This is a genomic window from Dermatophilaceae bacterium Soc4.6 (assembly GCA_039889245.1).
GTDB lineage: Bacteria > Actinomycetota > Actinomycetes > Actinomycetales > Dermatophilaceae > Lapillicoccus.
Genome location: JAZGVH010000003.1, coordinates 15,382 through 40,125, shown reverse-complemented (window position 1 = coordinate 40,125; position 24,744 = coordinate 15,382). Strand labels below are relative to the sequence as shown.

General features: G+C 69.0%; 12 protein-coding genes and 2 pseudogenes. 7 read left to right on the top strand and 7 right to left on the bottom strand.

What is annotated here, in order from left to right; genetic code table 11:
* Positions 1-40: 40 nt before the first annotated feature.
* On the bottom strand, positions 41-4,444 hold the full coding sequence (locus V3N99_22240) for a DNRLRE domain-containing protein (GenBank protein MEO3939436.1): 4,404 nt from the start codon (positions 4,442-4,444) through the stop codon (positions 41-43).
* 1,337 nt (positions 4,445-5,781) lie between these two features.
* Between V3N99_22240 and V3N99_22235 the strand changes: the two genes are divergently transcribed.
* Entirely contained in the window at positions 5,782-11,424 is a 5,643-nt protein-coding gene (locus V3N99_22235) for an RHS repeat-associated core domain-containing protein (GenBank protein MEO3939435.1), read from the top strand.
* Positions 11,421-11,858 carry a hypothetical protein gene (locus V3N99_22230; protein ID MEO3939434.1) on the top strand — a complete coding sequence of 146 codons (438 nt, stop codon included), beginning with the start codon at positions 11,421-11,423 and terminating at the stop codon, positions 11,856-11,858. The genes V3N99_22235 and V3N99_22230 overlap by 4 nt, the downstream gene beginning before the upstream one ends.
* A 79-nt stretch (positions 11,859-11,937) precedes the next feature.
* Here the strand turns inward: V3N99_22230 and V3N99_22225 are convergent.
* Both V3N99_22225 and V3N99_22220 read right to left on the bottom strand, forming a co-directional pair.
* Positions 11,938-12,214, bottom strand: a pseudogene (locus V3N99_22225) (IS3 family transposase).
* Between the two features lie 173 nt (positions 12,215-12,387).
* Positions 12,388-14,118 carry a hypothetical protein gene (locus V3N99_22220; GenBank protein MEO3939433.1) on the bottom strand — a complete coding sequence of 577 codons (1,731 nt, stop codon included), beginning with the start codon at positions 14,116-14,118 and terminating at the stop codon, positions 12,388-12,390.
* Between V3N99_22220 and V3N99_22215 the strand changes: the two genes are divergently transcribed.
* On the top strand, positions 14,108-14,389 hold the full coding sequence (locus V3N99_22215; GenBank protein MEO3939432.1) for a hypothetical protein: 282 nt from the start codon (positions 14,108-14,110) through the stop codon (positions 14,387-14,389). The genes V3N99_22220 and V3N99_22215 overlap by 11 nt on opposite strands.
* Here V3N99_22215 and mobC read toward each other — a convergent pair.
* The 3 genes from mobC to V3N99_22200 form a co-directional block, all read right to left on the bottom strand.
* Positions 14,358-14,798 carry a plasmid mobilization relaxosome protein MobC gene (gene mobC / locus V3N99_22210; protein ID MEO3939431.1) on the bottom strand — a complete coding sequence of 147 codons (441 nt, stop codon included), beginning with the start codon at positions 14,796-14,798 and terminating at the stop codon, positions 14,358-14,360. The genes V3N99_22215 and mobC overlap by 32 nt on opposite strands.
* Positions 14,799-15,191: 393 nt before the next feature.
* Positions 15,192-16,478 carry a hypothetical protein gene (locus V3N99_22205; GenBank protein ID MEO3939430.1) on the bottom strand — a complete coding sequence of 429 codons (1,287 nt, stop codon included), beginning with the start codon at positions 16,476-16,478 and terminating at the stop codon, positions 15,192-15,194.
* Between the two features lie 754 nt (positions 16,479-17,232).
* Complete coding sequence (locus tag V3N99_22200) at positions 17,233-17,673, bottom strand: hypothetical protein (GenBank protein ID MEO3939429.1); 441 nt, start codon at positions 17,671-17,673, stop codon at positions 17,233-17,235.
* Positions 17,674-17,935: 262 nt separating this feature from the next.
* Between V3N99_22200 and V3N99_22195 the strand changes: the two genes are divergently transcribed.
* The 4 genes and pseudogenes from V3N99_22195 to V3N99_22180 all read left to right on the top strand — a co-directional run bounded on the left by V3N99_22195 (position 17,936) and on the right by V3N99_22180 (position 23,562).
* A complete protein-coding gene (locus V3N99_22195; GenBank protein MEO3939428.1) occupies positions 17,936-18,532 on the top strand; it encodes a hypothetical protein in 597 nt (198 codons plus the stop codon).
* A gap of 392 nt (positions 18,533-18,924) precedes the next feature.
* Positions 18,925-19,149 (top strand): hypothetical protein, encoded by a 225-nt coding sequence (locus V3N99_22190; protein MEO3939427.1) that lies wholly within the window; start codon positions 18,925-18,927, stop codon positions 19,147-19,149.
* A 456-nt stretch (positions 19,150-19,605) separates the two neighbouring features.
* The gene (locus V3N99_22185; GenBank protein ID MEO3939426.1) at positions 19,606-22,803 is read left to right on the top strand and encodes an RHS repeat-associated core domain-containing protein; all 3,198 of its coding nucleotides are present in this window, start codon (positions 19,606-19,608) and stop codon (positions 22,801-22,803) included.
* Positions 22,804-23,419: 616 nt separating this feature from the next.
* Positions 23,420-23,562 (top strand): annotated as a pseudogene (locus V3N99_22180) (IS110 family transposase).
* Positions 23,563-23,688: 126 nt separating this feature from the next.
* Here V3N99_22180 and V3N99_22175 read toward each other — a convergent pair.
* Positions 23,689-24,399, bottom strand: coding sequence for a phosphotransferase (locus V3N99_22175; protein ID MEO3939425.1), 711 nt, complete (start codon positions 24,397-24,399; stop codon positions 23,689-23,691).
* Between the last annotated feature and the right edge of the window lie 345 nt (positions 24,400-24,744).

The window sequence follows — 24,744 nt, the reverse complement described above, 5'->3', positions numbered from 1 at the left end:
CCCGCAGCGAATTCGCGCCGTTGTGTCGCCGGGGTTCTGCTCAGCAGGTGCCGTTCAACGGCGATAGGTAGCCGAGGATGTCCACCAATATGTCCGTGGGGGGGCCTTGGTTGGTGATGTCGATCGACCCCGCGGCGCTGAGCTTGGTGATGGCGAGGTTGCTCCGGGCGGCGGGCCCAGCGGGGTAGGTCACCGAGCTGGTGGAGACGGTGGTGCCTTGGGGGGCGACTTTGAGGTAGCCGCCGCCGCTTTGGTGGACGGCAGTCAGGTTGTAGACGGCGCCACAGACCCCGGAAGGGGGGATGACGGCCTGGCCGTTGGAGTCGGTGGCTCCGGTGATTTTCAGCGTGCGGGCAGCGGTGCCCAGCGGGGTGGCGCTCGTGCCGGACAGCGAGGGGTCGTCGGTGTAGAGGATCCGTGCGGGTGGGACGGGCACGTAGGTGCTGGTGTTTGTCGGGAGGGACGCGGTGGGGGTGCTGCTGGGCAGGTAGTAGCCCTGGATGTCGATGACGACATCCTGGGTGCCTGCGTTGGAGGACAGGCTCAGCTGTCCAGTGGCGTTGAGCTGGACCTGGGAGGTGGTGGAGGCTGTTTGCCCGGCGACGGCGAAGACGCTGGTGATGCCGGGGCGGGGTGTTCCGGCGGCCCAGGCGACGACGGAGGTGGTGGCGGTAGCCGAGACGATGGTGATGTTCGCGGTGACCGCGGTGGCCCCCAGGGGAACTCCCGCGGTGCCGGCGATGGTGACGGTCCGCGTGCCCGCCGCCGGGATGTCCCCGCAGCCGGGGGCGTTGCCGGTGCTCAGGCGACTGTCGCAGGCCCGGGCCCCGGCGAGGGGGACGAAGTAGCTGCCGCTGACCCCGGCGGTGTCGGCATCACTCTGGTCGGTGTAGTAGCCCACGACGTCGATCAGGACGTCGGCGGTGGTGCCGTTCCCGGTGACGGCGGAGATCCGGCCCTGGTCGTCGGGGACGAGGACGACGGAGTTGGAGACGGGCGTGCTGGCCGGGGTGTTGAGGGTGGAGGTGGCCGTGGCGGGGCCGTTGTCTCCGAACCGGACGTAGGTGCCCTCGGTCGACGCGTTCAGGGCAACGACGTTGATGGCGACGGCGGTGACGCCGGTGGCGGGGACGTTGGCCGTGCCAGTGACGAGCCAGGCGCGGCGGCTGCTGGTGAGGGTGCCGCCGCCGCCGCTGCGGGTGTCGACCAGGCGGGTCGGCGTAACCGGGACGTAGACGTTGCGGGTGTGCCTCACAGTTTGGTTCTCGACGGCGGCGACGGCGGGTCCGAACGTTGCGGTGCTGATGAGGGAGGCGGCCGAGGTCGGGGTCTCCCGCAGCTGGAGGGTGCCGGCTCCAGTGAGGGTGATGATGCTGGGCTGGAACGTGGTCGCGGTGGTGGTCGTGTTGTGCAGGTAGTCACCCCCGGTGAACACCACGGGCGTGCTGTCGCCGGTGTATCCGGTGGCCACGAGCGTGCCCGTGGTGGCGAGCCCGGCGGTCGTGCCGGTCCCGTTGAACTGGGTGATCGTGCCGGTGACCCGGTCACGGATCCACAGGTCAGGGCTGCTGCCGTTGTGGGCGGCATCGAAGGGGGCCAGCAGGTCAGCGTGGGCCGTGTCGACCGCCATGCCGGTCGGTCCTGTCAGGGACAGGGCCAGGGGGTTGTTGAACTGCTTGAAGGTGGTGCCGTGGTAGAGCCAGAGGCGGCCCCCTTCGATGGTGACGAGGTCGGGAAGCCCGTCGCCGGTGACGTCGCCTGGGGCGACCATCGCCGTCAGGGTTGCCCAGCTGGTCGGGTAGCCCGTGCAGGTGCCGGTACAGGCAGGGTGGGGGATGGTGGAGGAGTAGTCGCTGCTGAAGAAGCCGACAGCGCCGGTCGTGGTGTTCTGGGTGTTGCTGTAGAGGCGCAGGATGCCGTTCTTCCAGGCGACGAGGTCGTCTACGTAGGCGTTGCTGGTCAGGGACCCGCGGTGGGTCAGGATCGACCCGTTCCAGGTCGTCCCGTCGGGGGCCTGTTCGGGGGCGCTGGCGATGTAGGGCCCGGCCGCGGGGTCGGTGTTGGTGGTATCCAGCGCCCCCGGGTCCTTGGTGGCGGGGTACACCCGCAGCCGACCATCGGTGGTGGTGGTGATGAGGTCGACGACGTGGTCGCCGGTGATGTCGCCGAGGCTGGGGGTGGCGTCAGGGTCGGCGGGGGCGTAGAAGACGTACTGCTTGGTCTGGCTGGTGTTGCCGGCCCGGTCGACGACGCGGGCGAAGAGGATGTTGGTCCCCCACCGTCCGGGGCTGATGGTGGCGGTGGCGGTGCCGGTGGCGGAGCCGGTGAACGTCTTGGAGCCGGAGGTGGCCCCGGCCGCTGGGGCACCGGCGGACAGGGGTGTCAGCTGCCAGTCGATGCGGGCGATGCCGCTGTGGTCGTCGGTGGCGTTGATGGTGAACGCACCGGTGGTGTCGGCCGCGGGCGCACCGGCGTGCTTGGTGGTGGGGGTGGAGCTACCCGCGGCGGGATAGTCGCTCGAGGTGATTGAGACCAGGGCCGGCGGTGTGGTGTCGACACCGAACCCGCCACCGTTGGCGGCGGCCGAGTGCAGGATGCCGTCTGAGGTGTAGACGTACCAGGTGTAGTCGTGTCCGTTGGTCAGGGTGGGGGTATCGACGCTGACATAGCTACCGCTGGGCTGGCCCGGTGCTCCGCCCGTGGCGTTGTCGAGGGGTGTGGTCCCGGCGGTGGTGTCCCTGAGGGTGAACACCCCGTAGACGGTCTGCTGGGGCACTCCGGTGGTGACGCGGGCCTGGAGCGTGACCGGGGTGGCCGCGTTGGTGGCTCCGATCCATCCGTTGACCGGGGCGGGGGTCGTGCTGAGGTTGGTGGGGACGTTCGGGGGTCGGTCGTAGTGCACGAAGAGGGAGGGGTTGTCCCCGAAGCGCTTGAAGGCGTTCTGGTTGCCCTCGTTGGCGTCGGAGCTCAGCCGGTACGTGTTGCTGGGGTAGCCGTTGGCGGCGGCACGACGGACGGACTTGGTGACGTCGAAGTTGACGTTGGTCGCGCCGCCTTGGCCCTGACAGTGGGTGGCAGGGGCGCTGTCGGTGTCGTCGTTGGGCGCGGTGACGGCCCCGGGCTTGGTGTTCCAGTTGGTGACCGACGTGAAGCCGTAGCTGTAGTAGGCGTTGACGGTGACGGTGGTCGCGGGACAGAACTGCGCCGAGTACGTCACGGTGGTCTTCAGGGTGGCGTCGTTGATCGTGGCGCCGTCGAGGTCGCTGGTGTCGATCTGGTAGTAGGCACGTTCGACCCCGACGCAGCCCTGGAACCCGTTCAGACCGACGCCGGGGTCGTAGGCCTGGGAGTCGTAGTTGCTGCTGGTGGGGCACCCCGACTGGACCCAGGTGAAGTGTTGTCGGGACTCGGTATACGGGGCGAAGTAGGGGTCGACGTAGACGGGGTACACCGTGTCGGCGGCGGTGAGCATGTCCTGGTCCGGCTGCACGCTGAGGGTCTGGGTGGTGATGCCCCCGGCCTGCGTCTTCGCCCCGGGGTCGACGTCGATGGGGGTGGTCTGGGCTTGGTCACCGGGGGTGCTGCCGTCCGAGAGGTCGCCGGCGAGGTCGCCGGCGGGGTCACCGGTGGGCGCGCGGGGTGTCCGGGCCACGCTGGAGTCCCACATCAGCGGGGTCGGCGCCGTGAACCGGAGCTGGCCGGTGCCGTCGGTGCCCTGCAGGGCGCCGGTGGTGGCGTCGTGGGTGATGTTCAGCCCGGCGGCCGCCACGTGGAAGTCGATGCTGGCCAGGTCAGGGTTGGCGGCGGCGGCGCGGTCCTTGACCGCGAGGACCTCGCTGAATCCGCCGTCGTCGGTAGCGGTCACGACGAGGTCGACTCCGGGCATGACCTCGGGGTAGGTGGCGGTGTTGCCGTCAAGGACGGGGGCAGGCAGGGGGTCGGGATAGGAGATGGACAGTGGTTCGCCGGTGTCGCTGGTGACCTGCACCAAGGGTGCGGCGCCGCCCGGGGAGAACGTCACGTCGGTGGGCAGGGCGTGGGGGTGGACCCGGCCGTCGGGGCCCAGCTGCAAGGTGGGGTCGACCGGGACCCAGGCTCCGGACTGCTCGACCCGGGTGGGCAGCAGGGTCCGGACCAGGGTGAACGACCCGTCGGGGTTGGCTGTGGTCTCGGAGGTGGCGGTGGTCAGGTCATCGACGACCTGCGCCACGTGCGACGTCCGCGCCTCAGCCAGGGCGGCGGCCTCACTGCCCGGGGCAGGCGGCTCTTCCGTCCCCCCGGTGAGCATGGACCCCGCCGAGACCGCCGAGACCGCCGAGACCGCCGAGCCCGTCGCCGCGGAGGCTGCCGGGGCCCACAGGAGCGTTGAGCCGCCGATGGTGGTGCACAGCGCGATGATGGTGGTGAACGCTAGACGACGCTGACCGGTAGCACTGAACGTCATCTAGTGATCCCTTGAGAGAGCAAGCACGCGAGTTTGTGCTGAAGATAGCCGAAACTCTGTACGAAATCACAGGAATCCGCTAGATTCTGCGCAGATACGGCGGAAGAGCCCCAACAGGGGCAGACCGTGAGGATCTGCCCCCGTGGTGGAGCGACCTACCTTGCCTTCCCCTCACCCGTGTCCCGGCTCGTCGTGTCGTCACGTCCTGTGGTGTCGCCTCTGGTCGTCATGTCATGTCTTGTCGTCAGTACATCTCGTACAGGTGGGGATCCGTCTTGAAGTCTCGTTCTGCGTCCACAGCCCCGCTCCGTCGATCCATGTGGACCAGCTGGATGACCCGTCCGGTCCGCCGGGTCGTCGTCCCCGCGGGGACAGCCGTGGTCTTGACGGCCTCGCTCTTGGTGGTCTCACCCCTGACGGTGACCACCGCCGCCGCCACCGTCACCGGTAAGAACGGGCACCTGCCCGAGCAGACCGTGCAGTCCGCTCGAGCGCTCCCCCCAACCAAGTCCGTTCCCGGCCACGATGGCAGCGGCCTGCGCGGGGCAACCACCCCACCCTCGGCCACCCGCACCCATGCCAGCGCCGACAACCAGCTCCCCGCCGGAGCGACCGGCACGGCCCGTTTTCCCGCCCCCGCGAGCGGACCGTCCACCGCGGCATCCGCCCACCCTGCAGCCAGCCCGGGCATGGTCCGAGCAGGCGCCCTGCCCGTCCACATCGGTCTCGCTGCCCTCGCTCGTTCTACCGCTCGTCCCTCCGCTGCGTCTACGGCTCCGTCTTCCGTGACCGTCACCGTCGCGACAAGTCAGCAAGTCTCAGCAGCTGGGGTGAATGGGCTGATCCTGACTCTGCAGCCGACCGCGCCCACCACGCCACTCACCTCCGCACCCCAGAAGACAGACGCGTCGGCGTCCGTCTCGGACCCATTATCGGTGTCGGTGTCGCGGGAAGCGATCGCGTCCTCGCTCGGGGCCAACGCCGCTTCCCGGGCACGGTTGGTGCAGCTGCCCGCCTGCGTGCTGACCACTCCCGAGCTGGCTCAGTGCCGCGTTCAGAGCCCGATGCCCACCCTCACTACACCGGCCCCCGCGCGCCCGTCGGTGCTACCGACCACGCTGACGGGTGTTCTTGCCCCCACCACCAGCGCGGCAGAAGGGGGGACGCGCGCGTCGTCCGTTGTGGCGGTGACGGCCGGGTCCTCGGGGCCGCTGGGAGACTACGCGGCCACGTCCTTGGCCCCGTCGGGCAAGTGGTCGGCGGGGGGGACGAGCGGATCGTTCTCGTGGTCCTACCCGATCACCCTGCCAGCAGCTGTTGGCGGGCAGGGCCCACAGATGTCGTTGGACTACACCTCGGCCAGCCAGGACGGACGGACCTCCGCGGAGAACGGTCAGGCCTCGTGGGTGGGGGACGGGTGGGACTACAGCCCTGGTTACGTGGAACGGTCGTACAAGCCGTGCGCCAAGGACGGGGTCAGTGGAAGCGCCGACCTGTGCTGGGCCGGTCAGGACGTCGTCACCCTTTCTCTGGGGGGGATGTCATCCTCCTTGGTCCGCGACGGCAGTAGCAGCACCTGGCGTCTTGCCGACGACGACGGGTCCACCGTGGAGCTGCTCGCGGGCGCCGACAACGGCGACGGCGGCGGCACCGGCGGCACCGGCGGGACGGGCAAGGCCGGGGAGTACTGGAAGATCACGACCCCCGACGGCACCGCGTTCTACCTGGGCAGCAACCACCTGCCGACCGGAGACGGCACCGACGCGGCCACCAACAGTGCGTGGACCGTCCCCGTCTTCGGCGACGACGCCGGCGAGCCGTGCAAGCAGTCCACCTTCAACGCCTCGTCCTGTGCTCAGGCCTGGCGGTGGAACCTGGACTACGTCGTCGACCCCCACGGCAACCTCACCACGTACGCCTACACGCCCGAGACGAACGCGTACGCCCGTGGCCTGGACAACGTCACCACCGGCTACACCCGCGGCGGGGTCCTTAAGAGCGTCGCCTACGGGCAGCTGCTGGCGACCCAGGTCGCCGCCCACGGAACGGCCAAGGCGTCCGCGACCGTTACCTTCACCGCCGGTGACCGGTGCCTCAAGGGCAGCGTCTGCCGCGACAGCGGTACCGGCCGCCCCACCGGAAGCACGAACTGGCCCGACACCCCCATCGACCAGGCCTGCTACGGCACCGCGACCTGCGCCACCCACACCCCCACGTTCTGGTCCACCCAGCGGTTGACCTCGATCGCCACCGCTGTGCTGGTCGGCGCCTCCTACCGCACCGTCGACACCTACGACCTGGTCCAGACGTTTCCGGCCACCAACGACGGCAGCGACGCGACGCTGTGGCTGTCGACCATCACCCGTACCGGCACCAACGGCGGCACGGCCAAGACCCTGCCGTCGGTGACGTTCGATGGCACCCCTTTGCCCAACCGGGTTGACGGCACCGTTCCGGCCCAGGACTCGTTCAACCGGTTCCGGCTGACCAGCATCACCACCGAGACCGGCGGACGGACCACCGTCTCCTACTCGCTGTCGCCGAAGGCGGTCACCGCACCCAACCAGTCGGCGGACCCCTGCTCGCGCACCAATAGCCACATGCCGGCCTCAGCGGACAGCAACTCGCTGACCTGTTTCCCCGTGTACTGGACCCCGCAGAACGAGGCCGCGCCCGTCCTGGACTGGTTCAACAAGTACCTCGTCAAGCAGGTCACCGAGGTCGACACCACGACCTTGCACTCGTACACCCCGGACAAGGTCACCACGTACGAGTACCAGGGCGGCGCCGCCTGGCACCGCGACGACTCCGAGCTGACCGAGACCGCGTACCGCACCTGGGCCCAGTTCCGTGGGTACGCCACGGTCGTCACCCGCACCGGCGTGACCAGCGGTCTGCAGACCCAGAGCGCCACCACCTACTACCGTGGCATGGACCAGAACGTCAACGCCTCCGGCGCCGCCGTCGCGGCGGTCGTGACCGACAGCACCGGCGCCACCGACGTCGACGACGACTGGCTCGCCGGCACGGTGCGTGAGCAGGCGACCTACACCCAAAGCGGCGGCAGCATCGTCTCCACCACGATCACCGACCCGTGGGCCTCTGCGGTCACCGCCTCCCACGCCCGCAGCGGGCTGCCCGCCCTCAAAGCACGGATGACCAACACCAAGACGGTCCAGACCCGCGACAAGACCGCTGCCGGGACCTGGCGGGTCTCGCGCAAGGACTTCGCCTACGACAGCAACGGCCAAGTCATCAGCGTCGACGACCGCGGCGACGGCACCACCACCGCGCCCCGCCGCTGCACCACCACCTCGTACGCGACAGCGCCTGCGGGCTCCAACATGGTCAGCTACCCCTCCGAGGTGGTGGTCACGTTCAAGGGTGCCTGCACCAGCAGCCCCACCCCGGCCACCACCGTGACCGGCCTGCGAAGCCTCTACGACGGCTCGGCCACCGTCGGGACCGGCCTCACCGCAGGTGACGCCACCACCCAGCAGAGCCTGGACAGCTACAGCGCGGGGGTCGCGGCGTACACCACCGTCAGCACCTCCACCTATGACAGCTACGGGCGGACACTAACGTCCACCGACGGTGTCAACCAGACCGACACCACCACGTACACCCCGGCCGCGGGAGCGCTGCCGACGAGCGTCAAGACCAAGAACCCCAAGAACTGGGTGACGACCACCACCTACGACCCGGCCCGCAACCAACCCCTGGTCACCACCGACCCCAACGGGCGGGTCACCACCGTCGTCTACGACGTTCTCGGCCGGCTCACCTCCGTGTGGCTGCCCGGGCAGGACCAGGCCACGGAACCGGCCAGCCTCATCTACACCTACTCCGTCCCCGGTGGTACCACCCCGGTGACCATCACCTCCCAGACCCTGCGCGACGACGGCGTCGGGTACATCCCGGACGTCAAGATCTACGACGGGCTGTTCCGGCTACGTCAGGAACAGACCGACCCCGCCAACGCCGCCTCGGGCCGGATCATCACCGACACCTTCTACGACTCCCACGGCTGGGTCGTCAAGACCAACAACCCCTACTTCAACAACACGGTCACCGACCCCTCCACCAGCTACTGGGTCACCCCCGACAACCAGGTCCCCGGCCAGGTCGGCGTCTTCTACGACGGGATGGGCCGGACCACCACCACCACCTACTCAGCCCTAGCGATCGAGCAGTGGCGCACCACCACCGCCTACCCCGGCCTCGACCGGACCGACGTCACCCCACCCGCCGGCGGCACCGCCTCCTCCACCTTCTCCGACGGCCGCGGTCACGCCACCGCCCGCTGGACGTACAACACGGCCACCCCGACCGGTAGCGCCACCGACGCGTACGCCACCACCTACGCGTACGACGCCGGTGACCACCTGACCGGGATCACCGACGCCTCCACCAACACCTGGGCGTTCGACTTCGACTACCGGGGCCGGCAGACGTCCGCCACCGACCCCGACGCCGGAGCGAGCACCACCAGCTACGACAACAACGACCAGGTCACCTCCACCACCACCCCGGCCGGGACGCTCCGGTACACCTACGACGAGCTCGGCCGCAAAACCGGTCTGTACAAGAACACCGTCACCACGGCCAACCAGCTGACCGGCTGGGCCTACGACCTCGCGGCCTCAGCGAAGGGCTACCTGTCCTCGAGCAGCCGCTACGACCACGGCAGCACCTACACCCGCACCATCACCGGCTACTCCACCCGGTACCAGCCCACTGGGTCCACGGTCACCATCCCCGCTGCTGAGGGGGCCCTCGCCGGGAGCTATACCACCGCCAGCGTCTACACCGACACGTCGGAGCTGCTCGACCACACCACCTACCCCGCCGCCGGTGGCCTGCCCGCCGAGACCGTCGGGTACGCCTACAACCCGAACGGGCCCCTCAGCGCCGTCGGAGGTGACATCGGTGGTGTCGGTTCCTACTACCAAGGCGACATCCACACCACCCCCTTCGGTGAGGTCGACCGGCTCGTCATCGGCCCCAACCCCGCCACGGCCCAGATCATCAACACCTTCGACGACGGCACCCGGCGGCTGCTGTCGTCCTACCTCGACAAGCAGAGCGGCACCACCGCCGTCGACGGCTACACCTACACCTACAACGCCGCCGGCGACGTCACCTCCGTCACCGACCAGCGCGACACCACCACCACCAGCATCGACCGGCAGTGCTACACCTACGACGCGCAGCACCGCCTGACCCAAGCCTGGACCGACACCACAGGCACCACCACCGCGCCCGCACCGAAGATCCCCGGCCTCGGCGGCTGCACCGACACCACCCCCAGCGCCGGCACCGGCGGCAGTGTCGGTGGACCCTCGCCGTACTGGCTGACCTGGACCTACGACGCCGTCGGTAACCGCACCACACAGACCAACCACTCCACCACCACCCCCACCGGCGGCGGCACCACCACCTACACCCAACCCGCCGCCGGAACCAGCCGACCGCACTCGACCACCGGGGCCACCACCAACGTTCCGGCCAGCACCGCCAACTACGGCTACAACACCGCCGGACAGCTCACCAGCCGCCCCGGAGTCGGCGGCGGCACCCAAACCCTCAGCTACACCCCCGACGGTCACCTCGACACCCTCACCCAGGACACCGGCACCGGGGCCGGGACCACCACCTACCTCTACGACGCCGACGGCACCCAGCTCATCCGCCGCAGCCCCGGCCACACCACCCTCTTCCTCGGGTACGAAGACCTCGACTTGGCCACCACCGGTGCCAGCACCGGCACCATCACCGGCACCCGCTACTACCCCGGCCCGTCGTCCACCATCACCCGCACCAAGACGTCCACCGCCTCCGGGACCGGCACCCTGACGTACCAGTTCGCCACCGACGGACACGGCACCAACGGCGTATCCCTCACCGCCGGAACCCTCACCGTCACCCGCCGCGACCAAACCCCCTACGGCACCAGCCGCGGCACCGCCCCGCCACCCTTCGCCGGCACCAAGGGCTTCGTCGGCGGCACAACCGACACCACCACCAGCCTCACCCTGCTCGGCGCCCGCAACTACGACCCCACCCTCGGCTCGTTCACCACCACCGACCCCCTCCTCGACCCCACCATCCCGGCCCACCTCAACGCCTACAGCTACGCCTACGACAACCCCATCAGCAGCGCCGACCCCACCGGCCTAGCTCCCCCCGAACAAGGCGGAGACCGGTCATGGATGGGAAACAAACCATGCCCCGTCTGCGCGGCCCACGGGTCCGAAGCCGCCAACACCTCGAACCAAGGGAAGTCCTCAAGCACAAGCACAAGCACAGGCACCACCACCACCGCACCGAAGAGAGGCTTCGCGGAAGGAGCCCGAGACGGCGCCGGCCAAGGAGTCGCCGACGTCCTCAGCTCCTTCAACCCCGCCGACATCGTCAGAGGCGCATCTCAGCTCATTCACCACTTCTCCTTCACATCGTTTTTCTCCTCCATTGCCGAGGGAGTCACCCACTACAGCGACCTCAAAGCCATCTACAACGCCTGGCAGGCCGGGGACACCTACTCCGTCGGCTACTACGTCGCCAAGTACATCGTTCAGGTCGGGGCTGATGTCCTAGGTACGCTCCTAGGGGCCAGCGCAGCTAAAGCCATAGGCAACACGCTTAAAGGGATCTCAAACCTCAGAAGAGCCGCAAACGGCGCACCGGTCGCGGAGAGGCTCTTCACCAGCCCGGCGGTGGGTGTTGACTCGAGACTCCTCGGGCACAGCTACGCCCGGGGCGAGTCCGGGCTGCTGAACCAAACGGGCTCGCGGCTCAAGTTTGGCTGGACGAGTTCTGGCGAATTCGGAGGCGGGTGGCATCTACGTCTCGGCGTCGGGCGTAGCCCACTGAACCCGAATCAGGCCCGCTTCCACTGGGACTTCGGCTCGACTCATGTCCCTAACGACATGGCGAACGATCTGCTGCACGTCATCCGGGGAGTGAACGGCTTACAATGACCGATCACGAGTTAGCCCTGGCCGAACTGGGCATTGAAGCCCTCAACGCGTCGCTGGCCGGCCTCGGATATCCGCCGGTCGGCGTTAGTCCCGACGTGCGCATGGCCGATCCGATTGTCGGAGAAATCCCAAACGCGGTTGTAGAGAGGCTCGGGGTTGCCCCGCTTCGCTTGGTGTTCGGACGTGACCTCGATATCTGGGTTGGCCCTTACTCGGAGGTCGTTGGGGCCCCCGTCAGCGAGGAAACAAGGGTTCGCGTCGAAGGTCTAATCACCCGTGTGCTGAGGTCCGAGGTGCTGTGCCAGTATGGGAGGAAGTCCGTGGAGCTAATGCTCCGGCTGCCCGACCAGGATCCGTGGCTGAGGCTGAAGGTCCGTGGAGCTGGGCGCGAGCCAATGCTCGAGTCGCGGTATGAGCCGTACGCGCGCCGGTGATTTCCGCTCGGTGGAACGCGGGACGCTCACACCGGCTTCGCGCGTGCGTTACCGCACCGGATGACGGCGTGCTCGAGGGGGCTCGGACGGCCAGGCGCGACTTCATCCTGAAATCGATGGAGTACCTTACGATCCGACCCGACCAGGAGTTCTGACCGTGCACAGGTAGAGCTTCCCCTAGCGGTGGGGTGCTCGGCGATTCTAGCCAGCCACAGCTGGTTCGGCTCGGCGGCTATGAAGTCACGCGCGACGAGGTCGTCGTGCGCGGGCGGTCCGGGCTTGCGATTCCTCCCACGTTTCTTCCCGAACGTGCTCCACTAGCCGTTATCCGAGCAGATCCGCCACCGGTGCGGTCCGCCCGCCTGACCGGCGAGGCGGCCTCGACCGCGAGTAGGCGGTAGTCGAACTCCGGGTCGCCGCGGTGGGTGGTGAGGGGTGTGGCGGTGGCGGTGGCCCAGAGGTTGTCCCAGGCGCCGGCCCAAGGCCAGTTCCTTACGAACCCACGGTGGCGCCAGCTGGGGAACTGTTGTTAGGTGAATCCTCCGGCGCGTCCAAGCCGACGGTGCGTCTCCTTTCCACGTGGGCTGTCAGAAGCGTCGGCAGTGAGGCTTGCGCTGGGTCCGGAAGTGCTGACTGCGCTGATGCGGGTAGTTTCTCTGGAGGCGAGGACACGTCCCAGTTCGTCGGGGTCGTAGCCACCCCATGTGGCGTCACCATCGGTCGCAGCGGTATCGAGGCCACCGACAGCAGCAGCGAGCTGTCGAGCCCGGGCGAGTTCTCCTCGGGCTTGCTGAGCGTCTTGAATCGCGGCCACCACGGCGCGTATCTGCTGCAGCACACCCAGCCACCCGAGATGGCTGTCGGGGCTGCTCGCTCGGAGGGCACGCTGCACCTGAGCGGTCGCGCGATGCGCGTGCACAGATCCTGGTCCACGCTGGATGCCCAGCACGGAGTCCATGGTGTGGTGGCTGGGGGAGACAGCGAAACCGGGGAAGGGGACCCTAGGTGGGGTCGCGAGGGTCTGCCGGGTCAGGATCTGCCCGACGGTGGCGAGATCGCGTCCGGCCCGCCCGTCCGCGCGTCCTAGCGCAGACGCGACCGCGGCCGCGTCCCGCAGGGCCTGGTCCCAGGTGGTGGTGTCGTAGGGGTCGACGCCGGCCAGCTCCCGCGCCCACGCGGCCAGGTCCTCGCCCGCGGCGTCGAGGTGGGCGCTAACCGCGACCCCGCCGCCACCGCCCGCCAGGGTGGTGTCGGGCAGCTGGGTCTCTTCGCGCCACAGGGCGGCCGCGTGGGCGCGGCTGGTGTCGCTTTCGTGCGCCTGCCACGTCGGGCGCAGCTTCTGTAGGGTCAGGTCGGGGGCGAGGGAGGACGCGGAGAACCACGGCCCGTCCCCCAGACGCACCTTGTACCCGGTCACGACATCCCGCCCGCCCCAACCGGCCTCCTGCTCGCCAGAAGCCCCACCCGCGCGGCTCCGGACGTCACCGGCGGTCCGGTCCTCGCTCTCGAGGCCGACCTCGACACCCGGTGAGGTGCCGTCAGTGGGGGAGGGGTGGCTGGCCCATCGGGCGGCGGTGAGCTCGATGTCCGGGTGCGCGTCAAGGACGGCCGCGATCCACTGCGCCTCCGTCGACGCGACACCAGTCGCGGCGCGCAGGACCTGCTGCAGCACGGTCCGGTCCGGCAGCACCCGCCCGCCGGTGGCGGCACGCTCGAGCGACCGCCGGTGCTCGGCCATCGTGTACGCCGGCAACGTCCGGGCCGGTTCCTTCCCAACGTCATGCAGCGGCAGGGCGAAGTCCCGGGTGGCCTCGATGTGGTGCCGCACCGTCCTCGCTGTCACGAAGTCGTTGTGCGTCGACGCTCGCCGCCCGTCCTGCCGGACCAGGTTCACCACCACGTGCAGGTGGTCGTTCCCCCCCGCCGACAACCCGTGCCGCACAGCGACCCACCGGCAGCCGGCCTCGTCGTCGGGGCCGTCGCTGAATCCCATCCCGGTCACCACGTCCTGCGCGGCAGTGGCCCACTGCTCGTCGTCCCACCCCGCCCCGGGCGGCAGGGACACGATCAGGTGGTACGCGTACTCCTTCTCCGCCTCCGGCACCCCGGCCGGGCCGGCCTGGAACGGCATCACTGACCGCGGCACACCACCCAGCTGAGCCCCGCCACCCCCACCACCCGGGCTGCCGGTGGTGGCACCGACGAGGGCGAGCTGGTCGGCGTACTGGTGGCGCCACGACAGTTCGAGCGTGCGCCCCAACCCGGTCGCCTCCCGCGACGACAACCCGCCCGGGTACGCCATGGCCAACCCCATCGATCCCGCTACCGCGTGCTGGTCCGTGTGCTCGTCCGAGCGGCCCGGCCCGTACAGGTACCGCAACAACCCGGCCGCGTCCTTTCCGGCCTTCCCGCCCCCGGCCGGCTTCGCGATCTTCACCACGAACGTCGACGCGTTCGACGACTTCGACCCCACCGACGACGACCTAGCCATGACGGGGTTCAGCGGTCCCGGGTCGACAACGCCGTGGTGACGTCGTCCTTGTACAGATCCCCACCCGGGATCGACGCCACCAATTCATGCAACCGGGCCACCTGCCCGTCAAGGTGCGCCGCCGCCGCCAACACCTGCGCCGCCTGCACCTCACCGGTCGCGTTCGCGACCCGCGCCAGCTGGTTCACGTTCGACGCCGCCCCCGCCACCAGCCGCAGCAACAACGCCAGCTCACCCACGATCCGTGACAGCTGCGCCGCCTGCGCCACATCCCCGGCGTGCAACGCCTGCTCGTACAGCCGGGGCAACGACACCCCCTGCAGCTGCGCCAACGCACACACCCGCGCGTACTCATCGTCGTCGTGCTTGATCACCGTCCGATGCGCCCGGGCACCCCCCACCAGGCGCCGCCGATACCGGCCCGACCGGGCCTCCTCGTCAGCCACCACACCACCCCTCCTCGTCGACACTGGCACTGCTGCCCGCGCCTTCGCGGGCGAGGGTTCTGACCATGCAAGGGACCGTCTGGGGGTGCGCGCGGAGCCAGCACCACCAGGGGAACGTCCACGGGCGGGGAGGGTAGCGGAGCGGCCCGAACCCGCTAATGGGCACCTTAACCTATATCTTGCTCCCCGCACGATCAGGAAGCAGCGTCCGTGCACCTCAACGTAGGGGTGGGTGTCATCGGCCTGCGGCCGACCCGCCGTGAAGGCAACGGGAGCCCGGTGTCACCGGGCGTTCTGCGCTAGCGGTGAACGTGCGCGCCTCAGCACCTCGGTGCGCGACGAGACGACGAGTTCTGAGCCCGCGGTGGTGAGCCAGCGGTGGCGCCCGACCGTCTCCTACCGCGTCCGGTGAGGGTCATCGCTGGTCACCGCCCGGCCCGGCCCCGGCCACGGCGTGACCCGCTCAGCGGGCGCGTGGTCGGTGGGGGTCAGGTTCTGCCGGGTCGAGCGGGAAAACGCCGCCGCCGACACCAGGCGGGCCTCGGACGCCTCCGAGTCACGACCAGCCCCACCCCCCAGCAGACCCTTCGCCCGGTCGAACGCCTCGCCCAGCGGCGCGGGGGAGCGGGGCACCGCGGCCTCAGCGGTGGCCGCAGCCCGGCTGAACCGGCGGGCCGTCTCCGCGTTCCCGGTCAGGTCGGCCGCCAGAGGGCTGGACGCGGGCAGGGGCACCCACCGGCCACGACGGGCCGCCTCCGCCAACGACACCGACACCCGCGACCGGTCCCTGGTCACAGAAGAGGTCCCAGAAGAGGTCACAGGGGCCGTCGCGGCCGAGGTCTTGGTCGTGACGCCGGCAGTGACGCCGGCAGTGACGCTCGCCGGGGTGAGGCGGGCGGCGGCGGCCAGGGCCGCGTCCACCATCCGTCGCGCCGGGACGATCGCCGCGTCCTGATCTATCAGGGCAGCCACCGTGGTGACGTGCTCACCCGCGATCCGGGGCACCTGCGTCCGCACGAAATGCGCCAACGCGGCCGTGTCCTGCGGCCGGGCCCGGCCGGCACGGACCTCCCCACAGAAGTCGTTCAACGCCCGGGTCAGGTCGCTAGTCGCGCCCGCCAGGGTGGGGGAGGGCCGACCAGGGACCCGCACCGACGAGACCCAGCCGGTGGCCGCCGCGTCCCACCTCTGCGCCGCGCTCATGTGGACCCGGTTCAGGTCCAGGTGCCCGGCAGCGCCGGCGTCGACGGCCGCGGCCGCATGCACAAACATCAAGCCACGAGCAGTCAGTCGGACATCGCGGTCGGCCACCCCACCGACCTCGCCGCGGTGGACGCCCACCTGATCGACCGCGTTCCGCCACCGGTCCAACGCCCCCGCCAGCGACTCCTCAGCCGAGGCCGGGACCGGCCTGGTCGTCAGGTCCGTCCCGCGGGTGGTCCGGTCCGTGCTCTCCAACAGCGCATCCAGCTGCTCGACCAGCGACCGCCACCGCTGCGACCCCACCGGAGCCCACGTCCCGGGCTCGCGGGCCTGCTCGGCGTACACCGTCGTGAACCGTGCGAACGACACCACCACCGCGGCGACCTGCGCCACCGCCGCCCGCGCCGGCCCGTCCGCAGCCCCCACCGGAGCAGCCGTACTCCGCTCCACCCGCAGCGCCTCACCCGCCAGCGCCAGCAACCGGGCACCCTCCACCAGCCGCGGCTCCGCACCCCCAACCCCCGCACCAGCACCAGCACCAGCACCAGCACCAGCACCAGCACCAGCAAACGGTCCGGGACGGCCAGCACGACCGGTACCAGCACGACCGGCACCGGCCGGCACGCGCCCCCTGCCGTCCGCCGAGGCAGCGGACCCGTCGTCGCCGACCCCGTCGGGTGAGCCCTGGAAGGAGGAGATCTGTCCAGGGTGGCCGGCGTGACGTTCGATCCGCTCCAACGCGGCCAGTACCGGCGCCACCTCAGCTCGCACGCCAGCGTGGGCAGGGACCGACGAGAACGCGTACCGCGCGGCCGCGGCCAGCTGCGGCCACGCCACCTCGTGCGCCCGATACAGCTCCCACGCCACCCGCCCCCGCCCCGGCTGAGGCGGCCGTACCCGATCACGGGCCCATCCCTGCTGGCTGGGCTTCACCACGTGACTCCGCTGTCGTTGCCCGTGTCGCTGCCCCGGTAGACCGGTCGGCCTCGCCAGCGGCAACGACCGGTTCCCCGACAGGGCCAAGGCCTGCGCCTGGTCCAGCAGCTCAGCTGCCGTCACAGCCACGACACACACCCGCTACCCGCGCCCACGACAGCGCCCGAGACGGCCCGACGTGCTGTCGTCACGACGTCACGGTCCGCGGTCCAACGGGTCTCACTGGCCACGCCGGCCACGACGCCGCCGACGCCGCCGACGCTGCCAACGCTGACCCTGCTGACCGCGGCGACGTCGGTCACTCGAGGTTGTCCTCGGGCATCAAGCTCACGATGGCCCCGGCCAGCTCCGCGCGCGCCGACGGCAGCCGCAGCGGGACCGGCCCCGGCGGCACCCGGTCAAACTCTTGGTCCGCCGCCGCGAGCAGCTCCATCGGGTCACTCGCCCCGCCGGGGCCGACTCCGGCCAGCCCGTCCTCGAGCAGGTCCGCATCCGGCACCGCCCCGCACCCGTCCTCCAGCAGGGACAGGACTTGATCCAGACGCACCTGCGTCGAGCCTGCCCTCATCAACGCCACGGCGTCCTCGTCACCCGAGAGCCCGACACCCACCAGCCGTGCCCGCTCACTGAGCCGCACCGACGCCAACCGCACAAAACTCGCCGCCCGCCCCAGGCCTCGGGCCCACGCCGCGTCACCGATATGGTCCCCGGCACCGAACTGATCGTCCTGACCCGTCACAGACCCGACGATACCCACGCCGGACCATTCAGCTCGCGCTGTCCGTCCCACGACCACCACGTCTCCCCCTTGCCGCCGCCCTCTGAGGACCCACTGCGGACCCGGTCGACCAATGCCCCTACCTTGCCCGCGACCGGCGTGATCGTCGTGGGTCCGAGGACTGATGCTGTGGACGACCGCCCCACCACGGTGCCCTGTGGACACTGCGGGGCCTCTGCTTACCATGCTGCCGACGACATCATCGGGGGAGAGAAGAAGTCCAATGAGCAGGAGCCCAGCCAACGCCGAGCTTGACCCGCAGCAGCAGCGCCGACTGAAGGCCTACGTCCGCCTGATCCGGCTCGTCGCCGGGGCCGTCCTGCCGCTGTTCGTCGTCGCTGATGTCGTCGTGGTCCTAGCGCTCCGGACCGAAGCCAAGCCCGGACGGTACCCCGTGGCCGCGGTCGTGATCCTGATCCTGATCACGGTGGCGTCCGCGGGGCTGGTGGCCTTGATGCCGAAGATCGCCCTGCGCAACCAGCAGGTCCGGACGCTGGTGATGGTCGCTGACCGCCGCGACATCCGCCGGGTACGCCGCACCCTCACCAAGGGCGGCCACGTGGCCGACGCCGACCGCCCCACAGCCCAGGCCCTGGTCGACCTCAACGGGCGACGATCCCCCCGAACCCAGCTGCTGCTCATAACCTCGCTGGTCGTGATCGTCGCGGTCCTCGCCACGCTCACGCACCGCTGGCTGGTGTGGGTCTACCTCGCCGGTCTGCTCGTCGTCACCCCCTACGCCCTACACGCTCAACGTCGCATCCTCACCACCGCCGCTCGACAATCCATCGTGCCCCGCGGGCGTGCCCATCGTCAGTAGTCGCGACTAACGCCAAGGCTTAACCCACATCCGCGACCGCCCGGCTGGGTCAAGTCCGCTGGGGTGGCGTGCTCGGGGTCGAGGTCGTTGACCAGCGCGGTCAGTCGGGTCAGTCGGCAGCCGGCGGGTGTCGCGGCTGCTCAAGCTCTGGGCGCAGGTGAAGGCGGCGCGGCTTCGGCGGCGCACCCGACGCCGTGACGGTCGACCAGGGGCGGGGGTTACCGGGGGTTACCGGGGGTTACCACGGACAAGCGCCGGCGAGCCCATTGCGCAGATGCAGCGCGACCTGCAGGATTCGTGCACCGGGAAGGCGCGACCTGCCGTCCCGCCTTCAGCACGGGAAACAATCCCGAGCCTTCACCACCTCTACCACCTTTACCAGGGGAACGACAATGCTCTCACTCACCACCGCCACAACCGGGTACACCGCCAACCCCTTGATTGGCCTCGTCCTTGCCGTGGTCTTCGCCGTCGGGTGCTACCTGCTGGCCCAGCGCAAGGGGCGCCGCCCCGTGTTGTGGGCCGTTCTCGGGTTCTTCTTCTCGCTTATCGCGCTCATCGTCCTCGCCGTCCTGCCCTCCCACGCTGGGGCCTCCCACTCGGCGTCACGCTCCTAACTCCCAAACGGGGACGGCTAGCGCGTGCTGTCCCAAATTAGGGGCTCAATACGAGTCACCGCACGTGGGCACCTCGTGCCTCACTCACCGCGTAGAAGAACTAGCCAATTCTCATTCGCTGCGCGCACTATCCGCTATGCGTGTATTTCCTTCGGCGTCTCACTTCTTTGCCAAAACTTTAAAATTGGCCTACTACCGCTTCGGTGTGCGTGGGGTCACACTTCACAAACCGGACCAGGAGGTCCGTCAACGAGCAGGACCTTAGTGATGCGTACCGTTTGTTTGCCGGTCTCGGGGGTCCGTAGCTAGGGGTGTGGGCTGACGATGACGCAGGTTACGGGGCAGGGTGGAGCCGAAGTTCTGGTTCGTCAGATGACTGGTAGCGGGTTTCATGGTCGCGGCCGTGGTCGAGGTCGTGGTGGTGCGTTGGGTTTGGTGCGTCGTCTGGGAGTGCCGATGGCGGTCACGGTTGCGGCGGCCGTGGGGATGACGGTGGTTCAGTCGGTTCCGGCGTTCGCCGCGGACACCTCGACGTACCTGGTCGGGTTGCGGGCTAACGCGACCCGGGTCGACTTCCCCGTCGGTGACCGGATCGATGCGACGGTCGATGTCGGGACCGGGAACCTGTCTGTCCTGACGTCGGACCTGAAGCTGCCGGGGATCGCGCACGACCTGCAGCTGGGGCTCGCGTTCAACTCGCTCCTGGTCGGTGCGTCCGGCAGCCCGGCCGGGGTGGCGGGGGAGTGGACCGACCGGGTCGGGTACAGCACGTTCATCAACGCCAACACGGACGGGTCGGTGGCGTACTACGGCCCCGACGGGTTCCAGGGCACGTTCACCCCCAAGGCCGGGGGCGGGTACACCGCCCCGGTAGGCCTCAAGGCGACCCTGCTCGGCACGGCCAGCACCGGGTTCAGCGTCCGCGACCACACCAGCAACGAGACGTTGGCGTTCGCCAGCAGTGGGCGGCTGCTCACGATCACCGACCGCAACAGCCAGGCCACGACGTTCACGTGGACCGCAGGCCAGCTGGCCACGATCACCTCGACCCGGTCCGGGCCGGCCAGTGGGAGCTCGTCGCGGAAGGCGAAGTTCACCTACGACGCGAACGGCCGGCTGAAGACAATCACCCAGGACAACGACACGTCGGGGTCACGGGCGGTGACGTACTCCTACACCAGTGGGAACCTGACCGGCATCACGGACACCGGCGGCCGGTCGACCACGTTCGGGTACACCCCGGCCGCGGGCGGGGACGACCTGACCTCGATCACCAACCCCGGTGGGCAGTCCACCACCCTCACCTACGACGGCAGCCACCGCGTGATGTCGGTGCTGCGGACCAACGCTGGCGGGGCGAACGCGAAGACCCGGTTCACCTACCCCTCGTCCACCCAGACCCTGGTCGCGGACCCGACCACCAACGGTGCCGGGGCCGTCTCGTCGGTCCCGCACACCACGTACACCCTCGACGCGACGGAGCGGGTGGCCAGTGTCACCGACGCCCTCGGCCGGTCCCGGTCGGCCACGTACACCTCGTTCGGGGACGTGGCCACCTCCTCCAGCAGCGCGGTCACCGGGACCCAGAACACGACCACCTTCGGGCACACCTCGAGCGTGAACTCGGGGGAGTCCCTGACCTCCGTCGGAAGCGCCACCGGCGGCTCGTCGTCGCTGTCGTACGGCGGGACCGGCGCCAGCCAGTACCTGCCCTCCGGAGGCACCGACGCTCAGAGCAACGCCTCGACCCTGATGTACGACGGCTTCGGGAACTCCCTGTCGGGCGGGAACACCGCGTTGGCGGCGACCGCGTCGGTCACGTACAACGGTGACGGCACGCTGAAGTCGTCGACGTCGCCGGCGGGGAAGGTCACCACCTACACCGAGGACGCCCCCAGCCACCAGGTCACGGGGATCACGCCCCCGTCCGGGTCGGGCCTGGGCGCGACCGGGCTGACCTATGACGGGTACGGCCGGCTGGCCACCGTCACCGACGGTCGCGGCGCGGTCACCACATACAGCTACGACGACCTGGACCGGGTGACCTCGGTCGCCTACTCCGGTGGTGGGTCCGGCCTCGCGGGGGTGACCACGGTCGCCTACACCTACGACACTGCGGGGAACCTGAGCAAGCGGGTCGATGGCACCGGGACCACCACCACCGGCTATGACGGGCTGAACCGGCTGACCGCGCGCACCGACGGCGCCGGGGTCGTTGTGGGGTACGGCTTCGACGCCAACGGGAACCTGACCTCCGCCACGAACGGGTTCGGCACCACCACCTACACCTACGACGACGCGAACCAGCTGGCCTCGTACACCGGCCCCAGCAGCCTGCCCAGCTACTACTTCTACGACGGGGTCGGGAAACGGACCGACACGTACTGGCGGGCGGGCCCGCCCGCCTCGAGCGCGCCCTACCGGCCGACCGCGTTCACCGCGCACGCGCACACCGACTACGACCGGACCGGGCGGGTCGCCAAGACGTGGACCTCGAAGAACTCCAGCGACGCCACCACGGCGCGGGTGTTCGACACCGGCTACTGCTACGCCAAGTACGTTCCCGGGGTGGGCTGCCCCAACCAGGCCACGTCCGCACCGTCCGCCAGCGACACGGGCCTGGTGCAGTACACGTTCGACAACCGCACCCTCGAGCGGACGGTCTACACCTACGACGCGGGGAACCGGCTGATCGACGCCGCCCCCGACATGGGCGGCCACCACTACCAGTACGGGTACGACGTCAACGGCAACCGCACCAGCGTCAAGGTCGACGGGACCACCACCCAAACCCTGACGGTGAACACCGCCTCGAACCAGCTCACCACCACGGGGTACGGCTACGACGCCGCGGGGAACCTGACCTCCGACCCGTCCGCCGGGTCCCTGACGTACAACAAGGCTGGTCAGCTGGACACCCGCGGCTCCGGCACGACCTACGCCTACGCCGGGACCGGACAGTCCGAGCTGACCCACGAGGTCTCACCACCGATGGGGACCACCTGGGACTACTCCTACGGGCTCACCTCCCCCCAAGGGGTGCCCGTGCTGTCGTCGGTGACCAAGAACGGCGCCACCGCCTACCTGACCAACGACCCCACCACCGGCACCGCACAAGAGATGCACCTGGCCACCGGACAGGACGACTTCTACGCCACCGACGGCCACGGCTCCGTCGTCGCCCTACTCTCCCAAGACTCCGGCGGTACCCTGCTCGCGACCTACACCTACGACCCCTACGGAGCCACCACCGCCACCACCAACATCGCCGGCACCACCGCCACCACCGCCATCAACACCAACCCCTACGGGTACACCTTCGGCACCGTCGACCCCTCCACCAGCTGGGTCCACCACGGCGCCCGCTACCACGACACCACCACCGGCAGATGGACATCCATCGACCCCATTACCCGGCTAGCCAAACCCTCTAATGCCAACCCCTACGCATACACGGCCAACAATCCCGTCAACGCAATTGACCCAACCGGCGAAGACTGTATAGAGACCACGTTTTATTTCGTTGGTGCTGCGTTTCTTTTTGCAGGGGCCGTGCTTGCCTCACCTGAGACTTTCGGGGGCTCTCTGCTTGTGATAGGCGCAGGGGTCACGGCCTTAGGAACCAGTTATGCGGAATTGACGAATTGCTTCTAGGAGGTTCAAGAGTGGGTGCCGGTAAAATCTTTCTCATTATTAGCGGGTTTCTTGGAGCCGCCGGAGCCCTAGTTGGTTTGGTTCATGGGTCGAGCTGGGCGTCACTTTTGGGAATCTTCATTTTGATTTTCTCGATTACAACATGGGGCGCCTCCAGCAAAAGTAGGCCTAGCAGGGTTTCACCTTATAGAATAGTTCTGCTGGGTCTCCTATCACTACTTGTCGCCGCGACGGGAGCTATCGTGGCCTCTAGGTCGGACGGTCGTTCTGAGAACCTTACTGTAGGAATTATTCTTTTGACGTTGGGATGTGTTATTCCCGCAGGCGTTCTCGTGGCGAACAAGACTGGCAGGCTCTGACGACTCGTTTCTAGACAGTATGGAGGTGCCCGGTTCTTGGGCCGGGACCTTACTCGCAAGTTGTCGTGGGTTGCCGTCCCGGGTTGAGTCCGGTGGTAGAGCCAATAATTGCGGGAGGTTCCGGTGGAGATTGAGCGTACGTTCGTCGGCCTTGATGTGCACGCTCGGTGGTGGCGTGCGGTTTGGACGACAGGACGGCGAGCTGAGCAAGGCCCGGCTGGTGCCGGGCAACGAGACGGTCCTGGCCTGGCTGCAGGCCTTCCCGGGCCCCGGTGGCGGCGGTCTACGAGGCTGGCCCGACGGGCTACGGGCTGGCCCGGTTCCTGACCGGTAGGGGACCAGGTGCGTGGTCGCGGCGCCGTCGAAGATGCACCGCCCCTCGGGTGACCGGGTCAAGACGGCTCTTGGGACCTGAGGTGGGAGCCGGGGGGACACGCCAAGCGCTACGAAGGCCGTCAGAGTCCGCAAGGATCAGGGGCGACAACAAAACCTGCCGCCCCCAAGGACGTTCCGGGGACCTCGCCGATCACCGGGGACGGAGGTACTTGAGGGTCCAGTCGTAGTCACGGCGGACAGCGTCCATGACGCCGTCGACGACCAAGGCCTGCATCGCGCGGTCGCCGGCGTCGGCTTCGGCGCGGATGCCTTGGTGGCAGCGGTCCTGCCACCACAGCATGGCGCTGACGACTTCGTCTTGCGTTCCGGTCCATCCGTAGGCCTCTGTGCAGACGTGGAGCCGGTGCCTGACGAGGTCGGGATCCGCAGTGGGGTTGATCCCCGTGAAGGTCCAGCAGAGGTGAGCGAGATCGTGCACCCGCCTCCCGGGGCTGGCCAGGTCCCAGTCGATGAGCCCGACCGGAACCAAGAGGTTGTCGTTGCAGTCGTAGATCGTGTTGCGCGGATCGAGGTCGTTGTGGCAGGCGACCTCACCGCCCCTCGCAAGCCCGGTCCCGGCAGTGAGGTCGTGCAGCTCGCGCACGATCCGAGCGATCGAGGCCAGGGCCGCATCTTCGGATGCTGCGACGCGCTGCTCGGGGGTGATGGCCGCCGTGCCGTCCAGGTAGGCCAGCACGGAGGCTTGTGCCGTGTTGGAGATCAGGGCCGGGCTGTAGGGCCATTCGTGGGCCGTCAGGAAACCCAGCAGCTCGACCGCGTAAGGCGAGGTGGCCCCACGATGGACGAAGTCGCCGTGTCGCCGCGCCGCACTCCGATACCCCCCGTCAAGGTGATCAGACATCTCCTCAACGTACCGCCCTCACGACATCGCCGCCGTCGCAGCGACGCTGAATGCCGACCGTCAAGGTGATCAGACATCTCCTCAACGTACCGCCAGAGAACGTGTGTCGAGCTAAAGTCCAAACTCGGCCGGGCGGCGCATACAGGACGGCGTGGGCCTGGTCATCGTCCTCGGGGTTCAGATCCTGGTCACTCCCTACACCGAGAGTCTTGCCCTGCGCTCCGACGGGTGCCTCTCCCACCTCAGGTCCCAAGAGCCGTCAAGACCGACGCGCGGGATGCGCTGCTGCTGGCCCGGTTGCTGCGCTTGGGGAGATCACGGCGGTCACGGTCCCGTCGCTGGCCC